Below are 22,734 nucleotides of genomic sequence, written 5' to 3'. Positions count from 1 at the left end.
TGCAGCCTTTCCTTGAAATGCACCGATTACGCGGCGGGTTGCAGGCCGAACATGGCCAATTGCTGGGTGCTGCCCTTGTGCTGGATCAGGCGTGGATCATCCAGCGGGAAGCTGCGGCCCAGTTCACGCTGCAGAATAGCCTGCAACTTGAGGTTATCGACCTTGCCGTCGGCGCCGATGGCTTCCTTGAGTTTTTCCGGGTCGACCTGGGCGGTTTTGCCCGGTTCGAAGTAAATCGCGCCGGTGGCGAAGTCCACGGCAAACGCGATCAGGCCCGGAATGATATAGAACAGCAGGCCAACGGCATCGAGCGCGGCAATGGCCGGGTCGATCTTGCCGTCGATCTGTCCACGGCGATCCGGATAGAAGATCGAACCGCAGGCTGTTACTTGGGTCAGCAGGGTCGCGACCAGAACACCGCCAATCAGGCGAACGGGAATACGCATATGAAATCTCCTGGGTCATTTCAAAACGAAGTGTCATCGGTATGAATTAGGACCGCAACGAACACTGGGCAGTTCGCCGTTATACTCGCCGCTCTGTTTGGGAGCCAGCATGATTTCTTTGCCGATTGATGAAGTTTTACCCGCCCTGCGTGAAGCCTTGGCTACGCGCCACGAAGCCGTGCTTGAAGCACCGCCTGGTGCCGGTAAAACCACCCGCGTGCCCTTGGCCTTGCTCAACGAGTCGTGGCTGGCCGGGCAAACCATCCTGATGCTCGAGCCGCGCCGGTTGGCGGCGCGCGCGGCAGCGGAGCGTCTGGCCAGTGAGTTGGGCGAGAAAGTCGGCGAAACCGTGGGTTATCGCATCCGGCTCGACAGCAAGGTCGGCCCCGACACCCGTATCGAAGTGGTCACCGAAGGCATCCTCACCCGACGCTTGCAGGACGATCCGGCGCTGGAAGGTGTGGGCCTGCTGATTTTCGACGAATTTCACGAACGCAGCCTCGACGCCGACCTGGCATTGGCCCTGAGCCTCAATGGCCGGGAGCTGTTCCGCGACGATCAACCGCTGAAAATCCTGCTGATGTCCGCGACCCTGGAGGGCGAACGCCTGGCCGGGCTGCTGGACGATGCGCCGATCCTGCGCAGCGAAGGGCGCATGTACCCGGTGGCGATGCGCTGGGGGCGGCCGTTCCAGGCCGGTGAATTCATCGAGCCGCGCCTGGTGCAGACCATTCTCGAAGCCTTGAACGATGAAACCGGCAGCGTGCTGGTGTTCCTGCCGGGGCAGGCGGAAATTCGACGCGTGCATCAACAACTGGCCGATGCGCTGGGCGACAACCCTCAAGTGTTGCTTTGCCCGTTGCACGGCGAACTGGACCTGGCCGCACAACGGGCGGCGATCGATCCGGCGCCGTCAGGCAAACGCAAAGTGGTGCTGGCCACCAACATCGCCGAGACCAGCCTGACCATCGACGGCGTGCGCGTCGTCATCGATGCCGGATTGGCGCGCGTACCGCGTTTCGACCCCGGCAGCGGCATGACTCGCCTCGATACCCAGCGTATCTCCAAGGCCAGTGCTACCCAGCGTGCAGGCCGCGCCGGGCGACTGGAGCCTGGCGTTTGCTATCGCCTGTGGTCGCAGGATCAACACGAACAGTTGGCGGCCTACGGCAGTGCGGAAATTCTCTCGGCGGATCTCGCCGGCCTGGCCTTGCAACTCGGCCGCTGGGGTGTGACGCCCGGGCAATTGGTCTGGCTCGATGTGCCGCCCGCCGCCGCGTACGCCCAGGCGCAGGATTTGCTCGAACGCCTGTGCGCACTGGACGGCGAAACGCTGACGCGTCACGGTCAGGCCATGGCCGAGTTGCCGGCGCATCCGCGCATCGCCCATTTGCTGTTGCGCGGCCAGGCCCTCGGTTTGGCAGACATGGCCTGTGATGTGGCGGCGCTGCTCGGCGAGCGTGACATCTTGCGTGGTGCCGGCGCGGATCTGCACAGCCGACTGGTGTTGTTGTCCGGCGAAGCGCGCGCCGCTCGCGGTGCCCTGGGCGGGGTGCAGCGGGCTCGGCAACTGGCGCGGCAATATCGAGGCTATCTGCGCGGCAAGGCCACGGAGCCGGTCAGCGATCCCGATCACCCGCGCTGGCTCGGTGCGCTGCTGGCACTGGCCTACCCCGACCGCGTCGCCCAGCAGCGCCGCGCGGGTGGCGCCGAGTATCGCCTGGCCAACGGCCGGGCAGCCTTGTTCGCCGAAGCGGACAGCCTGATGAAACAACCCTGGCTGGTGATTGCCGACCTTGGCAGTCGTCAGGGCCAGCGTGAAGAGCGGATTTATCTGGCGACGGATTTCGATCCGGCGCTGTTCGACTCGGTGCTGGCCGAGCAGGTGCGGGTGGTCGATCAACTGGATTGGGACGAACGCGAAGGCGTGTTGCGAGCCGAGCGTCAGCGCAAGGTCGGGGAACTGATCCTCAGCCGCGAACCGCTGACCGGCCTCGATGAAACCGCCCGCAGCCAGGCGCTGGTCAATCTGGTCCGCCGCAAGGGGCTGGAATTGTTGCCGTGGACGCCGGAGCTGCGTCAGTGGCAGGCGCGGGTAGCCTTGTTGCGCCAACTGGATCTGGCCAGCAAGGGCGAGAGTGAGTGGCCGGATGTCGGCGACGCTGCGTTGCTCAAAACCCTGGAGCACTGGCTGATGCCTTATCTGGGCAAGATCTCGCGGCTCAGTCACTTCGCCAACCTGGACCTGTCGAGCATCGTCCATAACCTGTTGCCCTGGCCTTTGCCGCAACGGCTCGACGAGTTGGCCCCGCATCATTTAAGCGTGCCGTCGGGTTCGTCGATCCGTCTGGATTACAGCGAACAGCCGCCGATTCTGGCGGTGCGTCTGCAGGAACTGTTTGGCCTGGCCGAGACCCCGCGCATCGCCGGTGGCCGGCAAGTGGTCAAACTGCATCTGTTGTCCCCGGCGCGGCGGCCGGTGCAGGTGACCCAGGATCTGGCGAACTTCTGGCGCAGCACCTACGCCGAGGTGAAAAAGGACTTGAAGGGGCGCTACCCGAAACACTACTGGCCGGATGACCCGCTGGTGGCCGAAGCGACCGCGCGGATCAAGCCGCGCAAGTAGGCGCTGGCAAGCCGGCTCCTACAGATGGCGTCCGCCGAACCACCACGGAACTTGTGGGAGCTGGCTTGCCAGCGAAGGCGTCCTGCAAAACACCACAGGTTCCAAACCCTTCGCCAGCAAGCCGGCGCCTACAAGGTCGGGTGTGTTTTTTCGGATTTTTCGGTGAGCTGCTCGCGACAATAATCGGCAAACATCTGCGCCGGTTTGGTCAATTGGCCACGTTTCAACCACGCCGCCACCAATCCAGACCCCGTGACATCCTCGACAATGTCCACGCACACCACTTTCTGCCCGTCATAGGTGCATTCCGAATGCGGCCGTGTGACCAGGATCGAGAAGCCAAACCCTTGCCCGACCATTCCGCGGACCATCTCGATCGACGGTGAGCTGAAAGCGATGTGCGGCGTCAGGCCCAGCTCCTCGAACAGGCTGACGAAGTAGGTCCGGCTCGGCTGTACATCCAGCAGAATCATCGGCTCCAGGCACAGGTCGCGCAGCGACACTTGCTTCAACTGGGCAAAGCGATGATCCGCCGGCAGCAAGGCATAAGGGCGCTGCGCCGGCATCAGGGGTTCGGTCTGGATGGTGGCGTCCAGGTCGTGTTCATACAGGATCGCCAGATCGAAGGTGCCCGAGGTCAGGCCTTGTACCAACTCCTGCTGCTCGCCGTCGCGGATACGGATTTTCACCCCCGGGTACAGCGCCGAAAACCCGGCAATCAGCTGGGGCAGGTAAAGCGGCGCGACGGTTTCGAAGCAACCGATGTCGATTTGCCCGGCCACCACATCGTTGTCGGCCAGAGCGTTCTGCTCGAACTCCTTGGCCATGCGCAGCAGCTCCTGGGCCTTGCGATAGAAACGCGCGCCGCTGGGTGTCAGGGAGACGCCCTGGGCGTGATGGCGGATCAGCAGTTGCACGCCGAAGCTGTCTTCCAGGCCTTTGATCGCCGTGGAGATCGCCGGTTGGGCGATGTACAACTTGCGCGAAGCCTCGGCGACGCTGCCGCAATCGACGGTGGTAATGAAGTACTTCAATTGACGCAGGTTGTAGGCAGCCACGACAAACCTCGGGACGGACGGGTAAGGCATCCAAGCAATTTGCGCACCGCCCGCATCCCGTCAGGCGAAGTTTTTGTTGTGTTTGAACAATAACCACATGCAGCGCAACCCGGGAGATTGGCTACCCAGTTTTTTCATCGTCTGCGAAGACATTTTTACTATTTTTCCTCGACACGGGCCTGGGCCACCATCAATGCACAAGAAAAGCCCATGGAGCATCTGAACGTGTTCGAGCTTGCATACTGGCAAAACAAGGCCGCTGCGCTGCGGTTACCCGACCAGGCCGTGATCGACGGCAAATCCCGTGCAGCGCAGTCGGGACAGACATTCGCGGCCATTAACCCCGCTACCGGCCAGCATCTGGCCAACGTGGCGGCCTGCGGCGAGGAGGACGTCGAGGCGGCGGTGCGCAACGCGCGGCAGGTGTTCGAAGCCGGCACTTGGGCGGCGCGTTCCCCAAGCGAGCGCAAGCAAGTGTTGTTGCGCCTGGCGGATCTGATTCTGGTCCATCGCGAAGAACTGGCGCTGCTCGATTCGCTGAACATGGGCAAACCCGTCATGGACGCCTACAACATCGACGTGCCGGGCGCCGCCGGGGTGTTCCGCTGGTACGCCGAGAGCCTCGACAAACTCTACGATCAGGTCGCCCCCAGCGCACAGAACGTGCTGGCGACCATCACCCGCGAAGCGTTGGGCGTGGTTGCGGCCGTGGTGCCCTGGAACTTTCCACTGGATATGGCCGCGTGGAAACTCGCGCCAGCCCTGGCGGCGGGCAATTCGGTGATCCTCAAACCGGCCGAACAGTCACCGTTTTCCGCGCTGCGCCTGGCTGAACTGGCGCTGGAAGCCGGACTGCCAGCCGGTGTGCTCAATGTGCTGCCGGGGCTTGGCGAACAGACCGGTAAAGCCCTCGGCCTGCACCCGGATGTCGATTGCCTGGTGTTCACCGGTTCCACCGAAGTTGGCAAATACTTCATGCAGTACTCGGCGCAATCGAACCTGAAACAGGTATGGCTGGAGTGCGGCGGCAAGAGTGCGAACCTGGTGTTCGCCGACTGTCAGGACCTTGATCTCGCGGCGCAGAAGGCGGCCTTCGGCATCTACTTCAATCAGGGTGAAGTCTGTTCCGCCAACTCGCGGTTGCTGGTGCAGCGCTCGATACACGATGAATTCGTCGAGCGCCTCAAGGCCCAGGCCGAGCGCTGGCAGCCAGGTGATCCTCTGGACCCGTCGAGCACCGCCGGCGCCATCGTCGACAGCCGCCAGACAGCCCGCATCATGAAGTTCATCCAGCAGGCCGAGCAGCAGGGCGCGACCCGCGTCTGCGGCGGCCGGCAGTCGATCTTCAACGGCTCGGACAACTTCATCCAGCCGACGATCTTTACCGGCGTGAGCCCGGACATGCCGCTGTTTCGCGACGAAGTATTCGGCCCGGTGCTGGCGGTCACGGCGTTCGATGACGAGGCCCACGCCTTGCAATTGGCCAACGACAGCGTCTACGGTCTGGCGGCATCGCTGTGGACCGACGACCTCAATCGCGCCCACCGCGTGGCGCGACAATTGCGAGCCGGGACCGTGTCGGTCAACAGCGTCGATGCGCTGGACGTGACCGTGCCTTTCGGCGGTGGCAAACAGTCCGGTTTTGGCCGTGACCTGTCGCTGCACTCATTCGATAAATATACCCAGTTGAAGACCACCTGGTTTCAATTGCGCTGATAACAAAAACGGAGAACTGGCGATGACCACCCCACGTGAAACCCGCGACTACCAGGCAGCCGACGCCGCGCACCACATCCACGCGTTCGTCGATCAAAAGGCACTCAACGACGAAGGGCCGCGGGTGATGGTCCGTGGTGAGCGCCTGCACCTGTGGGACAACGACGGTCGGCGTTACCTCGACGGCATGTCCGGGCTGTGGTGCACCAACCTCGGTTACGGGCGCAAGGACCTGGCGTTGGCGGCGAGCCAGCAGCTGGAACAGCTGCCGTACTACAACATGTTTTTCCACACGACCCACCCGCAGGTGATCGAGCTTTCCGAGCTGTTGTTCAGCCTGTTGCCGGGTCACTACAGCCACGCGATCTACACCAACTCCGGCTCCGAAGCCAACGAGGTGTTGATCCGTACCGTGCGCCGTTACTGGCAAGTGCTCGGCAAGCCCGAGAAGAAAATCATGATCGGCCGCTGGAACGGCTACCACGGTTCGACCCTGGCCGCGACGGCGCTCGGTGGCATGAAATTCATGCACGAAATGGGCGGCATGATCCCCGACATCGAGCACATCGACGAACCGTACTTCTTCGCCCACGAGGGCAACCTGACGCCGGCCGAATTCGGCCTGCGTGCAGCGCAGCAGCTGGAAGCGAAGATTCTCGAACTGGGAGCGGACAAGGTGGCCGGCTTCATCGCCGAACCGTTCCAGGGCGCGGGCGGCATGATCTTCCCGCCGGAAAGCTACTGGCCGGAAATCCAGCGCATCTGCCGCAAGTACGACGTGCTGCTGTGCGCCGACGAAGTGATTGGCGGCTTCGGTCGTACCGGCGAATGGTTCGCCCACGAGTACTTCGGTTTTGAGCCCGACACCTTGTCCATCGCCAAGGGCCTGACCTCGGGCTACATCCCGATGGGTGGTCTGGTGCTGTCGAAAAAAATGGCCCAGGTGCTGGTGGAGCAGGGCGGTGTGTTCGCCCACGGCCTGACCTATTCCGGGCACCCGGTAGCGGCGGCGGTGGCGATCGCCAACCTCAAGGCATTGCGTGATGAAGGGGTAGTGACGCGGGTCAAGGACGACATCGGCCCGTACCTGCAACAGTGCCTGCGCGAGGTGTTCGGCAATCACCCGCTGGTGGGCGATATCCAGGGCACGGGCATGGTGGCGGCACTGCAACTGGCCGAAGACAAAACCAGCCGTAAACGCTTTGCCAACGAAAACGACATCGCCTGGCGCTGCCGCACGATTGGCTTTGAAGAAGGGGTGATCATTCGTTCGACGCTGGGGCGGATGATCATGGCGCCGGCGTTGATTGCCAGCCGTGAAGAGATTGACGAGCTGGTGGGCAAGACCCTGAAAGCGGTCGATCGTACGGCGCAGGAATATGGTCGGCTCTGACACCGTCTGAAGGTCCTGCGGACCTTATCGCGGGCAGGCTCGCTCCCACAGTGAGATTGTGTCGAACCCGGTAATGGTGTCGACATCTAACCCCTGTGGGAGCGAGCCTGCTCGCGATTGTTTTTGCCCATTCAACACACACCTTTCCTTTTTTGCCCCCACCCTGTGCATCCCCGCCAAGTCCGCCCTTTTACCGCGCACGCTACCCAGTTTTTTCATCGTTCCCATCGACATATTTCCTCATTTTCCTAAGCCCTGCCTTGGGCCAACATCGACTTCGCCAGTCAGCCCCATGCTGCCCAACCCAAGGTCCATCAGAGACCGCCGGTGGCAGCTGATATCCGGGGCCGCTGGCCGTACTGCCCATCAAAACTAAATCAACAGCTTTGGGAGTGCTCCATGATCAAGTCCTTGCTTACCCGCGTTACTTATCCACTGGCGGTCACCGCCATCGCCGCGACGGTCGCCACCAGCGCCCAGGCCGGCACCCTGTCCATCGGTCACACCACCTGGGTCGGCTACGGCACCCTCTACCTCGCCCAGGACCTGGGCTACTTCAAGGAAAACGGTTTGACCGTGGAACTGCCTGTCGTCGAAGAAGCTTCGATGTACATGGCGGCGCAAGCGTCGGGCGAGTTGTCGGGCTCGGCCTCGACCATCGACGAAGTGCTGAAATACCGCCCGCAGTTTTGCTTCAAGGCGGTGGCCGCGCTGGATGACAGCCATGGCGGCGACGGCGTGCTGGTGGGCAAGGACGTCAAGAGCCTGCAGGAACTCAAGGGCAAGGCCGTGGCGGTCAACGAAGGGTCGACCTCGCAGTTCTGGTTGTCTTACTTGCTGAAAAAACACGGCATGAGCATGAGCGACATCACCGTGCAGAACATGACGGCTGACGACGCCGCCACCGCGTTCATCGCCGGTCGCGTGCCCGCCGCGGTGACCTGGGAGCCGCACCTGTCGATGGTCCGCGACAAGCAACAGGGCAAGGTGCTGATCGACAGCAGCAGCACGCCGGGGGTGATCGTCGACGTGGTGGCACTCAACTGCACCGTCATCGAAAAACAACCGCAAGACGTCAAGGCCCTGGTGGCCGGCCTGTACAAGGCGGTGCAGTACACCAAGGACCACCCGGAGCAAGCCTACAAAATCATGGCCAAGGGCGTCGGCGGCTATCTGGCCGATCCGAAGGAACTGGCCGCGGCCGCCAAAGGCGTGCGTTTCTACGATCAGGCCATGAGCGAACAACTGCTCGGCTCACCGGGCAAGCCGGGTGACAGCGAACCGTTGATCAAACTGGCCAACGAGACCGCCAGCGAGTTGCAGGGCAAGCCGTACAACGTCAGCAATGACGACCTGATCGACAACCGTTTCGTCAGCCCGCTCTAGGAGGTTTGCATGTTCAAGCGCAATTCATGGCTGAGCCGCTGCATCACGCCCAAGACCGGTTTGCCGGTGTCGGTGATCTGGAGTGCGAGCGGCCTGGCCTGGGTCTTGTTGGTCGGCCTCTGGGCCGGGTTGTCTTACGGTGGCGTGGTGCCGGGCATGTTCCTGCCGACACCCGGCGCCGTGGTCGAGGCCGCCGTGCGCCTGAGTCGCGACGGCACCCTCGGCCAGCACGTATGGGCCAGCGTCGAAGTGGTGATGGTCGGTTTTATTGTCTCGTCCCTGGTCGCCGTGCCGCTGGGGTTGCTGATGGGCAGCTTCCGCATCGTCCAGGCGTTCCTCGAGCCGATGGTCAACTTCATCCGCTACCTGCCGGTCACGTCCTTCGTGCCGCTGTTCATTCTGTGGATCGGCATCGGTCTGGAGCAGCGGGTGTCGGTGATCATCTTCGGCGTGTTCTTCCAGCAACTGGTAATGATCGCGGACGTGTCCAAGGGCATCTCCAAGGACCTGATCAACGCCTCCTACACCCTTGGCTCGAACCGCCGCGACGCGGTGCTGCATGTCATTGCTCCGGCGTCATTGCCGGGCGTGCTCGACACCCTGCGCGTGACCATGGGCTGGGCCTGGACTTACCTGGTCGTCGCCGAACTGGTCGCGGCCTCCAGTGGCCTGGGCTACCTGAGCCTCAAAGCCATGCGCGGCTTTCAGGTGGATGTGATTTTCCTGGCCATCGCCATCATCGGCCTGCTGGGCCTCGCTACCGATCAACTGTTCCGTTTCCTTCGTCTGAGGATCACCGCATGGGCTCAGTAACCGCTGCCAATCATCGATTCGCCAACTCCCAGGCCACCGCGGTGCAGGCCGCGCCACGACTGCAAGTGGACAAGGTCAGCCTGCGTTACAAAAAGCCCGATGGCGGCACGTTTACCGCGTTGGAGCAGGTCTCGTTCGAAGTGCCGGATCAGCAATTCGCCGTGCTGGTCGGCCCTTCGGGGTGCGGCAAGTCGAGCCTGCTGTACCTCACCGCCGGCCTGAACGAACCCACGTCGGGCGAGATTTATGTGGGAGGCCAGCAAGTGCAGGGGCCGGGTGCGGATCGCGGCATGGTGTTCCAGAGCTACACGCTGTTCCCGTGGCTGACCGTGCGCCAGAACGTCGAGTTCGGTCTCAAGCGCCGTGGCATGTCGGCGGCGCAACGCAAGGACATTGTCGACTACTACGTCAACGAAGTCGGCTTGAGCAACTTCGCCGACAACTACGCCAAGCAGCTCTCCGGCGGCATGATGCAGCGCGTGGCGATCGCCCGCGCGCTGGCCAACGACCCGCAGATCCTGCTGATGGACGAACCCTTCGGCGCCCTCGACAGCCAGACGCGCCTGCAAATGCAGCAGCTGTTGTTGCGGGTCTGGGGCAACAGCAAGAAGACCGTGTTGTTCGTCACCCATGACATCGACGAAGCGATTCTGCTCGGTGACCGGGTCTATGTGATGGGCGCGCGGCCGGGGCGGATCAAGCAGATTCTCGACGTGCCGATCGAGCGCCCACGCACGCTGGACATGGTCATGGAGCACTCGTTCATCGACATGAAACGCAAGATTTTCGGCTTGCTGCATGACGATCTGGAAGAGGTGCATTGAGCCTGTAATGCACCCCCTCTGTAGGCGCTACGGCGCCGCCGGCAACAGGAACCGGGCGATCACCGGCAAGTGATCGGAGATGCGCAACGTATCGTCCTGTCGCACCCTCGCTTCAACCCGTTTGATGCGCGGGCTGTAGAACAGGTAGTCGACCGTCCGGTCCGGGCCGCTCACGCCCGGATCGTTCGGGTAGTGCGTCAGCCAGCGCGCCCGGTCGATGCCACTGGCCTCGTTGTTGGTGGGGATCATCGGGTATTTGTCCCACAGCACATGCAAGGCGCTGTCGGCGGAATAGGGCGTGCGTTGCTCGCTGGGCAGGCGCTGGTATTGGCCCAGCGGCAGGAGGTTGAAATCGCCACCGATCAGCCAGGGCGTGCCACGGCTTTCGAATTTGTCGAGGACCTTGGTCACGGCCGAGATTTGCGTTTGCAGGGTGTCATCGGGTTGGGTCGCACGGTCCAGATGGGTGTTGAGGATCGCCATCTGGCCGCCGTCGCTCAACGGCAGATAGGTGAGCAGCAACGCGTCTTTCGGTTTGAACTGACGGCTGATCAGGTTGACCTGTGACACCGGCAGTTGCAGGCGCTCGGCGTGTTCGATCTCATAACGACTCAAGGTCGCCAATTGCCGGCCAACGCTGCCGAAGATGTGCGGGTCAGGGATGAAATCGGCTTTCCAGTCGAATGCGTGGGCACTGCACGGATAGAGATCGGCGACCCGTTCCTGCAAGAGTTTGAGCTGATTCTGGTAATCGCTGGCCTTGGCGCCGTCATCGAGTTCCTGCAACAACACCACGTCCGGTTGCTCGTCGCGAATCACCCGCGCCACTTCATCGAGGCTGAAGGCCATGTCGTCGGCGGTGGGGGCTTCGTCGGTGCCGGCCGCCTGGTCATTCCAGAACACGTAGCGCTTGCCCGCCAGGTACTGGACGTTCCAGGTCATCACCTTCAATGCCTGGCCAGGTGCCAGGAGGGGGGCCTGAGTACTGCAACTGACCGGCAGCACTTCCCTGGCGTCGGGGCGCCAGGTCAGGCTGTAGACCATCGCGCCTGCCAGGCCGGTCACGATCAACAATCCCAGCAGGGCGTAGCGCAGTGGTCGGGTCATGGCTCGGCTTATCAGTGTTACGAAAATTGATCCCGAGCATACCCGAGTGACGAACCGTCGCCCAAGGTCAGCGTGGCCCCTCGATTTTTTCCGGTGCATCGCCGATCAGCATGAACAGGCGGAACAACACCACGCTGGTAAACAGTTGCAGGAAGCTGTGGGCGCTGTCGATCAACAGCGAGATCGCCGGGTTCTGCGGGTCGGGATACACCGCCAGCGTCGCGCCCTTGAGCACCCACAACGGCCCCATCACGCACAGAATGCACACCAGGATGCGTATGAAATGACCGCGTGTCAGGCGCAGGCTTTCCTTCATCGCCGCCAGCGGGGCCAGGCCACGCAGCACCAGCAGGTACTCGCCGAAGGCCAGGGTCACCATCAGGTAAATGCCGGGCAGGAAATACAGGGACAGGCCGAGCAGAATCAGCACGGTATTGAGGGCGGTCAGCAAGGCAAAGCGCGGCCACAGGTAGGCGGACCTTGCCAGCAGATCGCGGTTACGGGGCGATTCCCCCCGGCTGCGGGCATCGAGAAACAGAATCAGCGCGGCGGTGTACAGCGGATAGACCAGCAAACCGACGATCACGCTCACGCCGGGAAAACTGTCCGGCTCGGTGGAACGGTCGACCACTTGTTGCAGCAGGGCCTCGATGATCACCAGCGGCAGGCACAGTTGCACAATCTGGCCCAGATTGCGTTTGAAGAAATACAGGGAGTCACGCAGTACATCGAACGGATTCATCAGTCGGTATCGCAGGTTGAAAGCAGTGGCCCACTTTAACCGATGATGTGCACAAGGGCACAAACGTAAACGTTCGGTAAAGGTCATTGAAACAACTTGTTTCAGCCTCCATTAAGGTCGAGCACCTTATCCTCTGTGGATACAGGCAACGATTTTCCCGGCAATCTAAGAGGTCGCCATGAACAGCGAAGAACAAACCCTGATCGATGGACTGTTTTCCCGGCTGCAACAGGCCGAAACGAACTCAGCTCCGCGCGACGCCCTGGCCGAGGCGCGGATCAAGGAACACCTGACTCGCCAACCCGCAGCTGGCTACTTCATGACCCAGGCGATTCTGGTGCAAGAGGCGGCAATCAAGAGCCTCGACGAGCAGAACAAGCAATTGACGGCACAAGTCCAGCAATTGCAGGCCGAACTGCAACAGGCCAAGGCACAGACAGCGGCGCCGGCGCCGACCAGTGGCGGCTTCCTGTCGAGCATCTTTGGTGGCAGCTCCCGCGAGCCGCAGCCGGCGCCGAGCCAAAGCGCACCGGTATCGAGCGGTGGCGGCTGGCGTGAGCCTGGCCGTTCGTCGTTCGGTGGCCAACCGCCGCAGCAAAACTACGGTGCCCCGCCACAGAACTATCCACAGCAGGGCTATGCACCGCAGCAACAGGCTCCAGCAGCGGCCGGTAGCAGTTTCCTCGGTGGCGCGCTGAAAACCGCAGCGGGCGTGGCGGGTGGCGTAATGCTGGCAGAAGGCATCAGCAGCCTGTTCCATCACAATCAGCAGCCGCAAGAAATCGTCGAAGTCATCAAGGAAGTGCCGGCCCAGGTCAACGACCAGGGCAACAATGGCTGGGGCGACGATCAGCGCATGGCCGGTAACGATTCCTACGGCAACGACCGGGGCGGCTTTGCCGACGCCGACTACAGCGATGACAGCTCCTCGTTCTTTGGCGGCGACGACGACTCTTTCGTCTGACCCTTCTGTAGCCGCTGACCCGTGGCGAGCAAGCACGCTCGCCACGGGTGTCACTCCCCGGCGTTGCCCATTCCGCAGGTGCCATTCGTCCGGGGTGCCCGGGTGCCTCGGGCCGATTATTCGCGGAACACTCCTTCAGGCTGGCATACTGGGCGACTTTTCGGGCCTGGTGCCTGATCCTGCCTGCGCCCAAGGGGATGTGCGGTGAAAAAAATCGCAGTGTTCGCCGATGTCCAGAACCTCTACTACACCGTTCGTCAGGCTTACGGTTGTCACTTCAATTACGCCGCGCTGTGGGCTGAAATCAGCAAACAGGGGCAGATTGTCGAGGCCTACGCCTACGCCATCGATCGTGGCGACAGCAAACAGCAGCAGTTCCAGCAGATCCTGCGCAATCTCGGGTTCACCGTGAAGCTCAAGCCCTTCATCCAGCGCAGCGACGGCTCGGCCAAGGGCGACTGGGACGTGGGCATCACCCTCGACATCATGGACGCCGCCGACCATGTCGACGAAGTGGTGCTGGCCTCCGGCGACGGTGATTTCGACATGCTGCTCGAACGCATCATCAGCAAGCACGGCGTGCAGGCGGTGGCCTACGGCGTGCCGGGCCTGACCGCCAACTCGCTGATCCGCGCGGCCAGCCGCTACGTGCCGATCGAAGGCGCCTTGCTGCTCAAGAATTGATTTTTACGGAGTTCGAACAGGTTTGGAACGCATCGCAGTCATCGACTTTGAAACCACCGGGATCTCCCCGAGCAGCAGTTGCCGGGCCACGGAAATTGCCGTGGTGATCCTTGAACAGGGGCGCATCGTCGAGCGTTACCAGAGCCTGATGAATGCCGGCGTGCGCGTCCCGGCCTTCATCGAACAACTCACCGGCATCAGCAACGCCATGCTGCGCACCGCGCCATCGGCCGAGCAGGTGATGAATGAGGTCAACGAATTCGTCGGCACCACGCCCTTGCTGGCGCACAACGCCGCGTTCGACCAGAAATTCTGGGACTTCGAGCTGGGGCGAATCAAACGCACGCGATTGCAGAATTTTGCCTGTTCGCTGCTGTTGGCCCGCCGTCTGATGCCCGCCGCGCCCAACCACAAGCTCGGCACCCTCACCACCTTCGCCAACCTGCCCCACACCGGCAAGGCCCACCGGGCCATGGCCGACGCGGAAATGGCCGCCAACCTCACGGCACACCTGGCCGACGAGCTACGCCAGAAACACGGCTTGCGTGAGTTGTCCCACGATCTGCTGTGTAAGTTGCAGAAAGTGCCGGCGGCGAAAATCAATGAGCATCTCAAGCGCCATCGCAGCGCCTGACCACCAACCCCCTGTAGGAGCGAGCCGGCTCCGGGCGACTCGCTCCCACAGGTTGTTCACTTTCCATTGCCTTCGATATGCCCCAAAGGCACGCGTTTCTCAATCGCGCTTGACAACACAATCGACGTCTTGCTGAAGCCGAACGTGGCGATCCGGTTGATCAACTCTTCCAGCTCCGGCATCGAACCCACCGCCGCCTGCATGATCACGCACGGATCGCCCGTCACGCGGTGGCATTCCGTCAACTGTGGGATTTTGATCAGGTCGTCGTAGGCTTTCTGGTTGCCGTGCTGGTTCAGGCGCAGTTCGATCACGCACTGGATCGGCAGGCCCAGCTTGGCCATGTCGACTTTCGCCTGGTAACCGGTGATGACGCCGCTGGCTTCAAGCTTGGCCACGCGTTCGGCGACAGCGGGGGCGGACAGGTTGACCTTGCGCGCCAGGTCCGCGTAGGACGCGCGACCGTTTTCCAGCAGGGCGCTGAGCAGCATGCGGTCGTATTTATCCACGGGCGACTCCTGAAAAGGGCTGACTTTCGAAACAACGGTATATAGCGCTGAAGTCCGTGTTTTGAAAAGTGTACCGGCGCTTTAAAAAGGTTTTGTAACTTATTTTCCGCTGTCAGCCTTTCTAGAATAGCGGCTCACTTGTCTTGCCTGTGAGCTGCCCCCATGCCTGGCCTACGTCGTTTTCCCTTACCGCTGATCGCCGCCTTCTTCGCCTTGTATGTGATTTGGGGCTCGACCTACCTGGTGATCCGCATCGGCGTGGAGTATTGGCCGCCGCTGCTGCTGGCCGGAATTCGCTTCGTCATTGCCGGGAGCTTGATGTACGCCTTCCTGCGCTGGCGCGGAGCGCCGGCACCGACCTGGGCGCAATGGAAAGCCGCGGGCATCATCGGCGTGTTGTTGCTGGCGTGCGGCAACGGCGCGGTCAGCGTGGCCGAGCACACAGGCGTGGCCTCAGGTGTCGCGGCATTGGCGGTGGCGACGGTGCCGCTGTTTACGTTGCTCTGTGGCTACTTCTGGGGCGCGCGTAATACCCGGCTCGAATGGGCCGGGATTGTCCTCGGGCTGATCGGTATCGCCATGCTCAACCTCGGCTCCAACCTGCAATCGAGCCCGCTGGGCGCTGCGTTGCTGGTATTTGCCGCGGCCACCTGGGCCTTCGGCTCGGTGTGGAGCAAACACTTGCCGCTGCCCCAGGGGGCTATGGCCAGTGCCGTGGAAATGCTGGTGGGCGGGGTGGTGTTGCTGATCGGCAGTGCCGTGAGCGGCGAGCACCTGGAAAAGATGCCACCGATCGAAGGCTGGGCCGCGCTGGCGTACCTGACCGTGTTCGGTTCGATCATCGCCTTCAACGCCTACATGTACCTGTTGAAACACGTGCGCCCGGCGGCGGCCACCAGTTATGCCTACGTCAACCCGGCGGTGGCGGTGTTGCTCGGGATCGTGTTTGTCGGCGAGACCATTGGCATCGAAGAAGCACTGGCAATGGCTGTGATCATCAGTGCCGTGGTGTTGATTGGCTTGCCGCAGTGGCGCCGTTCGCCGCAGTTGCCGGTGGTGAAGGCGGTGCCGACAGAATCCCGTGTGAATTAGGGTAAACTGCGCGCCATTGCATCTTGTTTTGCACACTTGTTTTGCACACCCGCGCTGAATTTTCCTACGGTATTCCCATGACTTTCGCCTCCCTTGGCCTGATCGAACCCTTGCTGCGCTCCCTCGAGAAGCTTGGCTACCAGACCCCGACGCCGGTTCAGGCGCAAGCCATTCCGGCGGTGCTGGCCGGTCGCGACCTGATGGCCGCCGCCCAGACCGGCACCGGCAAGACCGCCGGTTTCGCGCTGCCGCTCCTGCAATTGCTGGCCATGGAAGGGCCGAAAGTCACGGCCAACTCGGTGCGCGCGCTGATCCTGGTGCCGACCCGCGAACTGGCCGAGCAAGTTCACGAAGCCGTGCGCCAGTACGCCGAGAACCTGCCGTTGCGCACCTACGCGGTGTACGGCGGGGTCAGCATCAACCCGCAAATGATGAAGCTGCGCAGCGGTGTCGATCTGCTGGTGGCGACCCCGGGCCGTTTGCTCGATCTGTTCCGCCAGAACGCGCTGAAGTTCAACCAGCTGCAAACCCTGGTGCTGGACGAAGCCGACCGCATGCTCGACCTGGGCTTTTCCGAGGAGCTGGCGAACATTTACCGCGCGCTGCCGAAGAAACGTCAGACGCTGCTGTTCTCCGCCACCTTCTCCGACGACATCCGCCTGCTGGCCGGGCAAATGCTCAACGACCCGCTGACCATTGAAGTCAGCCCGCGCAACGTGGCCGCCAACACCGTCAAGCAATGGGTGGTGACGGTGGACAAGAAGCGCAAGCCCGAGCTGTTCGTGCACTTGATGCGCAAGGGCAAGGGCAAGTGGAAGCAGGTGCTGGTGTTCGCCAAAACCCGTAATGGCGTGGATGCGTTGGTCGAGAAGCTGCAGGGCCTGGGCATCAATGCTGACGGCATCCATGGCGACAAACCCCAGGCGACCCGACAGCGTGCGCTGGACCGTTTCAAGCTCAGTGAAGTGCAGATCCTGGTCGCCACCGACGTCGCGGCTCGTGGTCTGGATATCGAAGACTTGCCGCTGGTGGTCAATTTCGACTTGCCGATCGTCGCCGAGGACTACATCCACCGCATCGGCCGTACCGGCCGCGCGGGTTCGACTGGCGAGGCGATTTCCCTGGTGTGTGCCGATGAAGTGAACCTGCTGTCGGCCATCGAGATGCTCACCCGTCAGACTTTGAAGCGTCAGAACGAGCCGGACTTCGAGCCTGAGCACCGGGTGCCGGACACCGATGCCAGTGGTCAGGTGATCAAGAAGCCGAAAAAGCCCAAGAAACCGAAAACGTCGGGTGGTGGCGGCAAGCGTAACCTCGGCAAGTGGGTCGACAGCGGTGAAGTCGCGCCAGCGGAACCTTCGGTCAAGCCTGTGCGCAAGGTGCCGGTGTTCAATACCGGGCCGCGTAAGCGTAAGCCTTAGTAGTTAAGGCGCCGGCCAAATCGCTATCGCGAGCAGGCTCGCTCCCACAGGGGATTTGTGAACGACACAGGTCCAATGTGGGAGCCTGCTCGCGATGGACGCGCCACGGTAATCAGCTGTTGTGCTGCAACCACTGAATGATCCCCAACCCCGCCGCCCGCCCACTGGCGAAACACGCGGTCAGCAGATAACCGCCCGTCGGTGCCTCCCAATCCAGCATTTCCCCTGCGCAGAACACGCCAGGCAACTGCTTGAGCATCAAGCGTTCATCCATCGCTTCGAACAGCACGCCGCCCGCACTGCTGATGGCTTCGTCCAATGGCCGGGTTTTCACCAGGGTCAGTGGCAATGCCTTGATCGCTTGGGCCAGCAATGCCATGTCCGCGAAGGTTTCAGCAGACGTCAGTTCGCGCAGCAGCGCAGCTTTCACCCCGTCGATGCCCAACTGGCTGTGCAGGTGTTTGGCCATCGAGCGTGAGCCGCGCGGCTTGCTCAATGCCGACTGCACTTTATCCACAGGTCGGCCGGGCAGGAGGTCGAGATGAAGGGTTGCCGAGCCGTGCCGGTTGATCGCTTCGCGGATCGGCGCCGACAGCGCGTAGATCAGGCTGCCTTCGATGCCGGTGGCGGTTATCACACATTCGCCGAGGCGCGGCACGTCGTCGTTGAGGCCGATGGCGATGTTTTTCAGCGGGCTGCCGGCGAATTTGCTGACCATCAATTCGCTCCAGGCCTGCACCTCGAAGCCACAATTGCTCGGTTGCAGCGGTGCGAGTCCTACGCCGCGTTGCGCCAGTGGCTGCATCCAGGCGCCATCCGAGCCCAGACGCGCCCAACTGCCGCCACCGAGGGCCAGCAGCGTGGCGTCGGCCTGAACGGTTTTTTCGCCCTCGGGGCTGTCGATGCGCAAACCGCCGGTTTCATTCCAGCCGAGCCAGCGATGGCGGGTGTGGATAACCACGCCGCTGTCACGCAGACGCTTGAGCCAGGCACGGAGCAGCGGCGCGGCTTTCATGTCGGTCGGAAAGACCCGGCCCGAGCTGCCGACAAAGGTGTCGATGCCCAGGTCGTGAATCCATTGGCACAGGGCTTCGGCGCCAAAGCCGCGCAGTAGCGGGGCGATCTGTGGCGCCCGTTCGGCGTAGCGCGAAAGGAATGCCGGGTAGGCTTCGGAGTGGGTGATGTTCATGCCGCCAACACCGGCCAGGAGGAATTTTCGACCAACCGAAGGCATGCCATCGTACAGATCGACCTTGATCCCTGCCTGACTCAACACTTCGGCCGCCATCAAGCCGGCGGGACCACCACCGATGATGGCGACTTGAGGGGCGGAGAGTGTCGAGGGCTGGGTCATGGGCTGCGCTGCGGTCTGGCGGAATGAAGGCAGGCATTCTAGCAGCCAAAATCCCTGTGGGAGCGGGCCTGCCCGCGATGGCGGAGTGTCAGTCACCGAAGAGGGCGAGGGTGCCGGCCTCATCGCGGGCAAGCCCGCTCCCACAGGGATTGTGTGAGGTCGGAAAAGGGTGGTTAAAAAATGATCAACGGTCTGTAGCCTGCATTCCATATGGCCTGTAGTTCCTTTCACTCAGGTTATCCACAGGCGGCTCCACAGGCATTGTGGGTAAAGCATCCACAAATCAGTGACAACCTGATGACTGCCAGACCCGATTCTGTAGGAGCGAGCTTGCTCGCGAAGGTCTTGAACGATGACGCGTGCTCAGCGGTGACGTTACGTTTTTCGCGAGCAGGCTCGCTCCTACAGGGTTATTGGTGTTTTTAAGGGTGGTTAAAAAATGATCGTCGGTCTGTAGCCCAAGCCCCGCATGGCCTGTAGTCCCTTTCACTCAGGTTATCCACAGGCGGCTCCACAGGCATTGTGGGTAAAGCATCCACAAATCAGCGACAACCTGATGACTGCCAGACCCGATTCTGTAGGAGCGAGCTTGCTCGCGAAGGTCTTGAACGATGACGCGTGCTCTGCGGTGACGTTACGTTTTTCGCGAGCAGGCTCGCTCCTACAGGGTTATTGGTGTTTTTAAGGGTGGTTAAAAAATGATCGTCGGTCTGTAGCCCACGCCCCGCATGGCCTGTAGTCCCTTTCACTCAGGTTATCCACAGGCGGCTCCACAGGCATTGTGGGTAAAGCATCCACAAATCAGCGACAACCTGATGACTGCCAGACCCGTTGCGCGCTGTGGTGGAGAATGCCGTGGCGGCGGGCCAGGGCTTCGCGGTCCTTGCTGTAGCCGCCGCCGATCACCCCGACCACCGGGATATCGCGGCCCAGGCAATGGCGCATCACGGCTTCATCGCGGGCGGCGAGGCCTTCGTCTGTCAGCTTCAGATAACCGAGGGCGTCGTCCTTGTGTACATCGACGCCGGCGTCATACAGCACCAGATCCGGCTGGTAGAGCGGCAACAGGTAGTTGAGCGCGTCATCCACCACCTTCAGGTAATCGACATCGCCCATGCCGTTGGGCAATGGAATGTCCCAGTCGCTTTCGGCCTTGCGTGCAGGAAAATTCTTCTCGCAATGCAGGGAAACGGTAATGGCTTCCGGGGTGTCCTGCAGTATGCGTGCAGTCCCGTCGCCCTGGTGCACATCGCAATCGAAGATCAGTACTCGGTTCACCCGGCCACTTTCCAGCATGAAATGGCTGATCACCGCCAGGTCGTTGAAGATGCAGAAGCCGGCCGGGTGATCATAGTGGGCGTGGTGAGTGCCGCCGGCCAAGTGACAGGCCAGGCCATGTTCGAGCGCCTGGTCGGCCGCCAACAACGAGCCGCCGACCGCCCGCACCGTGCGCCGGGCCAGGGCTTCGCTCCAGGGCAGGCCAAGGCGACGTTGATCCTCGCGAGACAACTCGCCGCCCATGTAGCGTTCGATATACGAAGGGTCATGGGCGAGGGCGAGAATCTCTGCAGGGCAGAGTTCCGGGCGCAGCAGGTCGGCGTCGCGGGTCAGGCCGCTGTCCACCAGGTGATCGCGCAGCAGGCGGAACTTGTCCATGGGGAAGCGGTGATCCGCCGGGAATTCGGGACTGTAGTCTTCGTGATAAATCAGCGGCAGCGGCATGATGCTTTCGTACAGGAATGAGTGAATGATCCTACCAGCGTTGTAGACTCGCGGCATGGAAATGGGGGGAGGAGCACGATGGAGCCGATACTGGAACTGACGAGCGCGCGGCTGCTGTTGCGGCAGTGGAGCGATGAAGACTTGCCGGAATTTGCGGCGATGTGTGCCGATCCACAGGTCATGCGTTATTTTCCGGCGCCCTTGAGCCGGCTGGAAAGTGCTTCATTGATCGGGCGAATCCGTGGTCATTTCGCTGAGCATGGTTTCGGTCTGTGGGCGCTGGAGCGCAAGGACACCGGGCAGTTCATCGGATTTACCGGGCTCGGGGTGGTGGGTTTCGATGCGCCGTTCACCCCCGCCATCGAGATCGGCTGGCGTCTGGCGCGTGAGCATTGGGGGCTGGGTTATGCCAGCGAGGCGGCGTGGACCGCTCTGCGCTGCGGGTTTGACCGTTTGGCGCTGAACGAAGTCGTGTCCTTTACCGCTGACAGCAACCTGCCGTCGCAGAAGGTCATGCAGGCGATCGGCATGCAGCATGACCCTGCCGATGACTTTGAACACCCCAGGCTTGCCGTCGATCATCCCTTGCGCCACCACGTGCTGTATCGCATCACCCGTGAACAATGGCTGCAAACCTTGCATGGATAAGCCGGCGCGGATGTTTACAATGACCCCATCGGCTTTGGCCAGAAACTGAATCGACCGCCGCAGCCCAGACTGCGCGGCATTGCGTTGTGTGAGGAGAGTCTGAATGAGCCAAGTGTTGGATGATCTGGTCGACCTGCTGACCCTGGAGCCGATTGAAGAAAACCTGTTCCGTGGCCGTAGCCAGGACTTGGGTTTTCGGCAGTTGTTCGGCGGCCAGGTACTCGGCCAGTCGCTGTCGGCGGCCAGTCAGACCGTCGAAGAGGCGCGCCACGTGCATTCGATGCATGGCTATTTCCTGCGTCCGGGCGACGCCGGGTTGCCGGTGGTGTATCAGGTTGACCGGGTGCGCGACGGCGGCAGTTTCAGCACGCGTCGGGTGACGGCGATCCAGAAGGGCCACCCGATTTTCACCTGCAGCGCCTCGTTCCAGTACGACGAAGAAGGTTTCCAGCACCAAAGCGAAATGCCGCAAGTGGTGGGGCCGGAAAACCTGCCATCGGAGCTGGAGCTGACCCAGCAGCGCGCGCACCTGATCCCCGAGAAAATGCGCGAAAAGCTACTGTGCCCCAAGCCGATCGAGTTTCGACCCATCACCGAAAAAGACCCCTACAACCCGCTGCCTTCCGACCCGATCAAGTACGTCTGGTTTCGTGCCGACGGTGCCTTGGCGGACTCCCCTGCGTTGCACAAGTACTTGCTGGCCTATGCCTCGGATTTCGGTCTGCTGACCACCTCGATGCAGCCCCACGGCAAATCGGTCTGGCACAAGGACATGCAGGTCGCCAGCCTCGATCACGCGTTGTGGTTCCACGCCGATCTGCGCGCCGATGACTGGTTGCTATACGCGATGGACAGTCCCTGGGCCGGCAACTCCCGTGGTTTTTCCCGTGGCAGCGTGTTCAACCGCGCCGGGCAACTGGTGGCCTCGGTTACGCAGGAAGGCCTGATTCGCCATCGCAAGGATTGGGCATGAGCCTGGCTGAAGTGCGTCACTGGGTGTTCGACATGGACGGCACCCTGACGGTGGCGGTGCATGATTTCGCGGCGATTCGCGTGGCGCTGGCGATTCCGGCGGAAGACGACATTCTGACCCACCTCGCTGCGCTGCCGGCCGATGAAGCCGCCGCCAAACATGCGTGGCTGCTGGAGCACGAGCGTGACCTGGCGCTCGGGTCGAAACCGGCACCGGGCGCCGTAGAGCTGGTGCGTGACCTGGCCGGGCGCGGTTATCGCCTGGGCATTCTCACGCGCAATGCCCGGGAGCTGGCGCACGTTACGCTGGAGGCGATTGGCCTGGCTGACTGCTTCGCGGTGGAGGACGTGCTCGGTCGGGATGAAGCACCGCCAAAACCGCATCCAGGTGGATTGCTGAAACTGGCCGAGGCCTGGAAGGTGCCGGCGAGCGAGATGGTAATGGTCGGTGATTACCGCTTTGATCTCGATTGCGGACGGGCGGCGGGGGCGCGGACGGTGTTGGTGAACCTGCCGGAAAATCCATGGCCGGAATTGACCGATTGGCATGCGGCCGATTGCATTGAGTTGCGGCAGATGTTGTCGGCTTGAGCGCATGGTTGCCTGATCTGAGGCTATCGCGA

The 22,734-nt window shown here is 62.0% G+C and carries 21 protein-coding genes; 14 read left to right on the top strand and 7 right to left on the bottom strand.

The features are described 5' to 3' along the window. Nucleotides 1-26 precede the first annotated feature (26 nt). Nucleotides 27-446, bottom strand: a complete 420-nt coding sequence (locus F7R06_RS21755; protein ID WP_090325432.1) for a polyribonucleotide nucleotidyltransferase — start codon at nt 444-446, stop codon at nt 27-29. Nucleotides 447-555: 109 nt separating this feature from the next. Between F7R06_RS21755 and hrpB the strand changes: the two genes are divergently transcribed. Continuing rightward, nucleotides 556-3,072, top strand: coding sequence for an ATP-dependent helicase HrpB (hrpB, locus tag F7R06_RS21750; protein ID WP_090325429.1), 2,517 nt, complete (start codon nt 556-558; stop codon nt 3,070-3,072). 128 nt (nt 3,073-3,200) lie between these two features. Here the strand turns inward: hrpB and F7R06_RS21745 are convergent, their stop codons facing one another. Beyond that, the gene (locus F7R06_RS21745; protein WP_090325427.1) at nt 3,201-4,130 is read right to left on the bottom strand and encodes a LysR substrate-binding domain-containing protein; all 930 of its coding nucleotides are present in this window, start codon (nt 4,128-4,130) and stop codon (nt 3,201-3,203) included. A 225-nt stretch (nt 4,131-4,355) separates the two neighbouring features. Between F7R06_RS21745 and F7R06_RS21740 the strand changes: the two genes are divergently transcribed. The 5 genes from F7R06_RS21740 to F7R06_RS21720 all read left to right on the top strand — a co-directional run bounded on the left by F7R06_RS21740 (nt 4,356) and on the right by F7R06_RS21720 (nt 10,262). Further along, nucleotides 4,356-5,846 carry an aldehyde dehydrogenase gene (locus F7R06_RS21740; RefSeq protein WP_090327551.1) on the top strand — a complete coding sequence of 497 codons (1,491 nt, stop codon included), beginning with the start codon at nt 4,356-4,358 and terminating at the stop codon, nt 5,844-5,846. A gap of 22 nt (nt 5,847-5,868) precedes the next feature. Next, complete coding sequence (locus F7R06_RS21735; protein WP_090325426.1) at nt 5,869-7,239, top strand: aspartate aminotransferase family protein; 1,371 nt, start codon at nt 5,869-5,871, stop codon at nt 7,237-7,239. A 399-nt stretch (nt 7,240-7,638) separates the two neighbouring features. Further along, nucleotides 7,639-8,625: an ABC transporter substrate-binding protein gene (locus F7R06_RS21730; RefSeq protein WP_090325422.1), complete on the top strand. Its 987-nt coding sequence runs from the start codon at nt 7,639-7,641 to the stop codon at nt 8,623-8,625. A gap of 9 nt (nt 8,626-8,634) precedes the next feature. After that, nucleotides 8,635-9,438 (top strand): ABC transporter permease, encoded by an 804-nt coding sequence (locus F7R06_RS21725; RefSeq protein ID WP_090325420.1) that lies wholly within the window; start codon nt 8,635-8,637, stop codon nt 9,436-9,438. Next, a complete protein-coding gene (locus tag F7R06_RS21720) occupies nt 9,426-10,262 on the top strand; it encodes an ABC transporter ATP-binding protein (RefSeq protein WP_090325418.1) in 837 nt (278 codons plus the stop codon). The genes F7R06_RS21725 and F7R06_RS21720 overlap by 13 nt, the downstream gene beginning before the upstream one ends. 27 nt (nt 10,263-10,289) lie before the next feature. Here the strand turns inward: F7R06_RS21720 and F7R06_RS21715 are convergent, their stop codons facing one another. Both F7R06_RS21715 and F7R06_RS21710 read right to left on the bottom strand, forming a co-directional pair. After that, the gene (locus F7R06_RS21715; protein ID WP_090325416.1) at nt 10,290-11,369 is read right to left on the bottom strand and encodes an endonuclease/exonuclease/phosphatase family protein; all 1,080 of its coding nucleotides are present in this window, start codon (nt 11,367-11,369) and stop codon (nt 10,290-10,292) included. A gap of 67 nt (nt 11,370-11,436) precedes the next feature. After that, nucleotides 11,437-12,111, bottom strand: coding sequence for a YciC family protein (locus tag F7R06_RS21710; RefSeq protein ID WP_090325414.1), 675 nt, complete (start codon nt 12,109-12,111; stop codon nt 11,437-11,439). Between the two features lie 178 nt (nt 12,112-12,289). Here F7R06_RS21710 and F7R06_RS21705 point away from each other — a divergent pair, with 178 nt between their 5' ends. From F7R06_RS21705 to F7R06_RS21695, 3 genes are all read left to right on the top strand, one after another. After that, complete coding sequence (locus F7R06_RS21705; RefSeq protein WP_090325412.1) at nt 12,290-13,075, top strand: DUF2076 domain-containing protein; 786 nt, start codon at nt 12,290-12,292, stop codon at nt 13,073-13,075. A 204-nt stretch (nt 13,076-13,279) separates the two neighbouring features. After that, entirely contained in the window at nt 13,280-13,759 is a 480-nt protein-coding gene (locus F7R06_RS21700) for an NYN domain-containing protein (protein WP_047533625.1), read from the top strand. A 22-nt stretch (nt 13,760-13,781) separates the two neighbouring features. Then, nucleotides 13,782-14,393, top strand: a complete 612-nt coding sequence (locus F7R06_RS21695) for a 3'-5' exonuclease (protein ID WP_090325410.1) — start codon at nt 13,782-13,784, stop codon at nt 14,391-14,393. Nucleotides 14,394-14,449: 56 nt separating this feature from the next. On the opposite strand, the gene F7R06_RS21690 is transcribed toward F7R06_RS21695, so the two are convergent. Continuing rightward, nucleotides 14,450-14,902 (bottom strand): Lrp/AsnC family transcriptional regulator, encoded by a 453-nt coding sequence (locus tag F7R06_RS21690; protein ID WP_007990688.1) that lies wholly within the window; start codon nt 14,900-14,902, stop codon nt 14,450-14,452. 162 nt (nt 14,903-15,064) lie between these two features. On the opposite strand from F7R06_RS21690, the gene yedA reads away from it, so the two are divergent. Together yedA and rhlE1 are read left to right on the top strand one after the other, a co-directional pair. Continuing rightward, on the top strand, nt 15,065-15,994 hold the full coding sequence (yedA, locus tag F7R06_RS21685; protein WP_090325408.1) for a drug/metabolite exporter YedA: 930 nt from the start codon (nt 15,065-15,067) through the stop codon (nt 15,992-15,994). A gap of 77 nt (nt 15,995-16,071) precedes the next feature. Further along, nucleotides 16,072-17,415 (top strand): RNA helicase RhlE1, encoded by a 1,344-nt coding sequence (rhlE1, locus tag F7R06_RS21680; protein WP_090325406.1) that lies wholly within the window; start codon nt 16,072-16,074, stop codon nt 17,413-17,415. A gap of 112 nt (nt 17,416-17,527) precedes the next feature. Here the strand turns inward: rhlE1 and F7R06_RS21675 are convergent, their stop codons facing one another. Both F7R06_RS21675 and F7R06_RS21665 read right to left on the bottom strand, forming a co-directional pair. Continuing rightward, nucleotides 17,528-18,769, bottom strand: coding sequence for a TIGR03862 family flavoprotein (locus tag F7R06_RS21675; RefSeq protein WP_090325404.1), 1,242 nt, complete (start codon nt 18,767-18,769; stop codon nt 17,528-17,530). An 801-nt stretch (nt 18,770-19,570) separates the two neighbouring features. Next, complete coding sequence (locus F7R06_RS21665) at nt 19,571-20,491, bottom strand: histone deacetylase family protein (RefSeq protein WP_090325402.1); 921 nt, start codon at nt 20,489-20,491, stop codon at nt 19,571-19,573. 78 nt (nt 20,492-20,569) lie between these two features. Here F7R06_RS21665 and F7R06_RS21660 point away from each other — a divergent pair, with 78 nt between their 5' ends. The 3 genes from F7R06_RS21660 (at nt 20,570) to F7R06_RS21650 (ending at nt 22,702) form a co-directional block, all read left to right on the top strand. Then, nucleotides 20,570-21,139 carry a GNAT family N-acetyltransferase gene (locus tag F7R06_RS21660; protein ID WP_090325401.1) on the top strand — a complete coding sequence of 190 codons (570 nt, stop codon included), beginning with the start codon at nt 20,570-20,572 and terminating at the stop codon, nt 21,137-21,139. A gap of 103 nt (nt 21,140-21,242) precedes the next feature. Continuing rightward, complete coding sequence (tesB, locus tag F7R06_RS21655) at nt 21,243-22,112, top strand: acyl-CoA thioesterase II (RefSeq protein ID WP_090325399.1); 870 nt, start codon at nt 21,243-21,245, stop codon at nt 22,110-22,112. Next, nucleotides 22,109-22,702: an HAD family hydrolase gene (locus F7R06_RS21650; protein WP_090325397.1), complete on the top strand. Its 594-nt coding sequence runs from the start codon at nt 22,109-22,111 to the stop codon at nt 22,700-22,702. Before tesB ends, F7R06_RS21650 begins: the two co-directional genes overlap by 4 nt. The last annotated feature ends 32 nt before the right edge of the window (nt 22,703-22,734 follow it).

The organism is Pseudomonas moorei (assembly GCF_008801475.1).
Classification (GTDB): domain Bacteria; phylum Pseudomonadota; class Gammaproteobacteria; order Pseudomonadales; family Pseudomonadaceae; genus Aquipseudomonas; species Aquipseudomonas moorei.
This window is presented reverse-complemented; position numbering and strand designations above follow the sequence as displayed.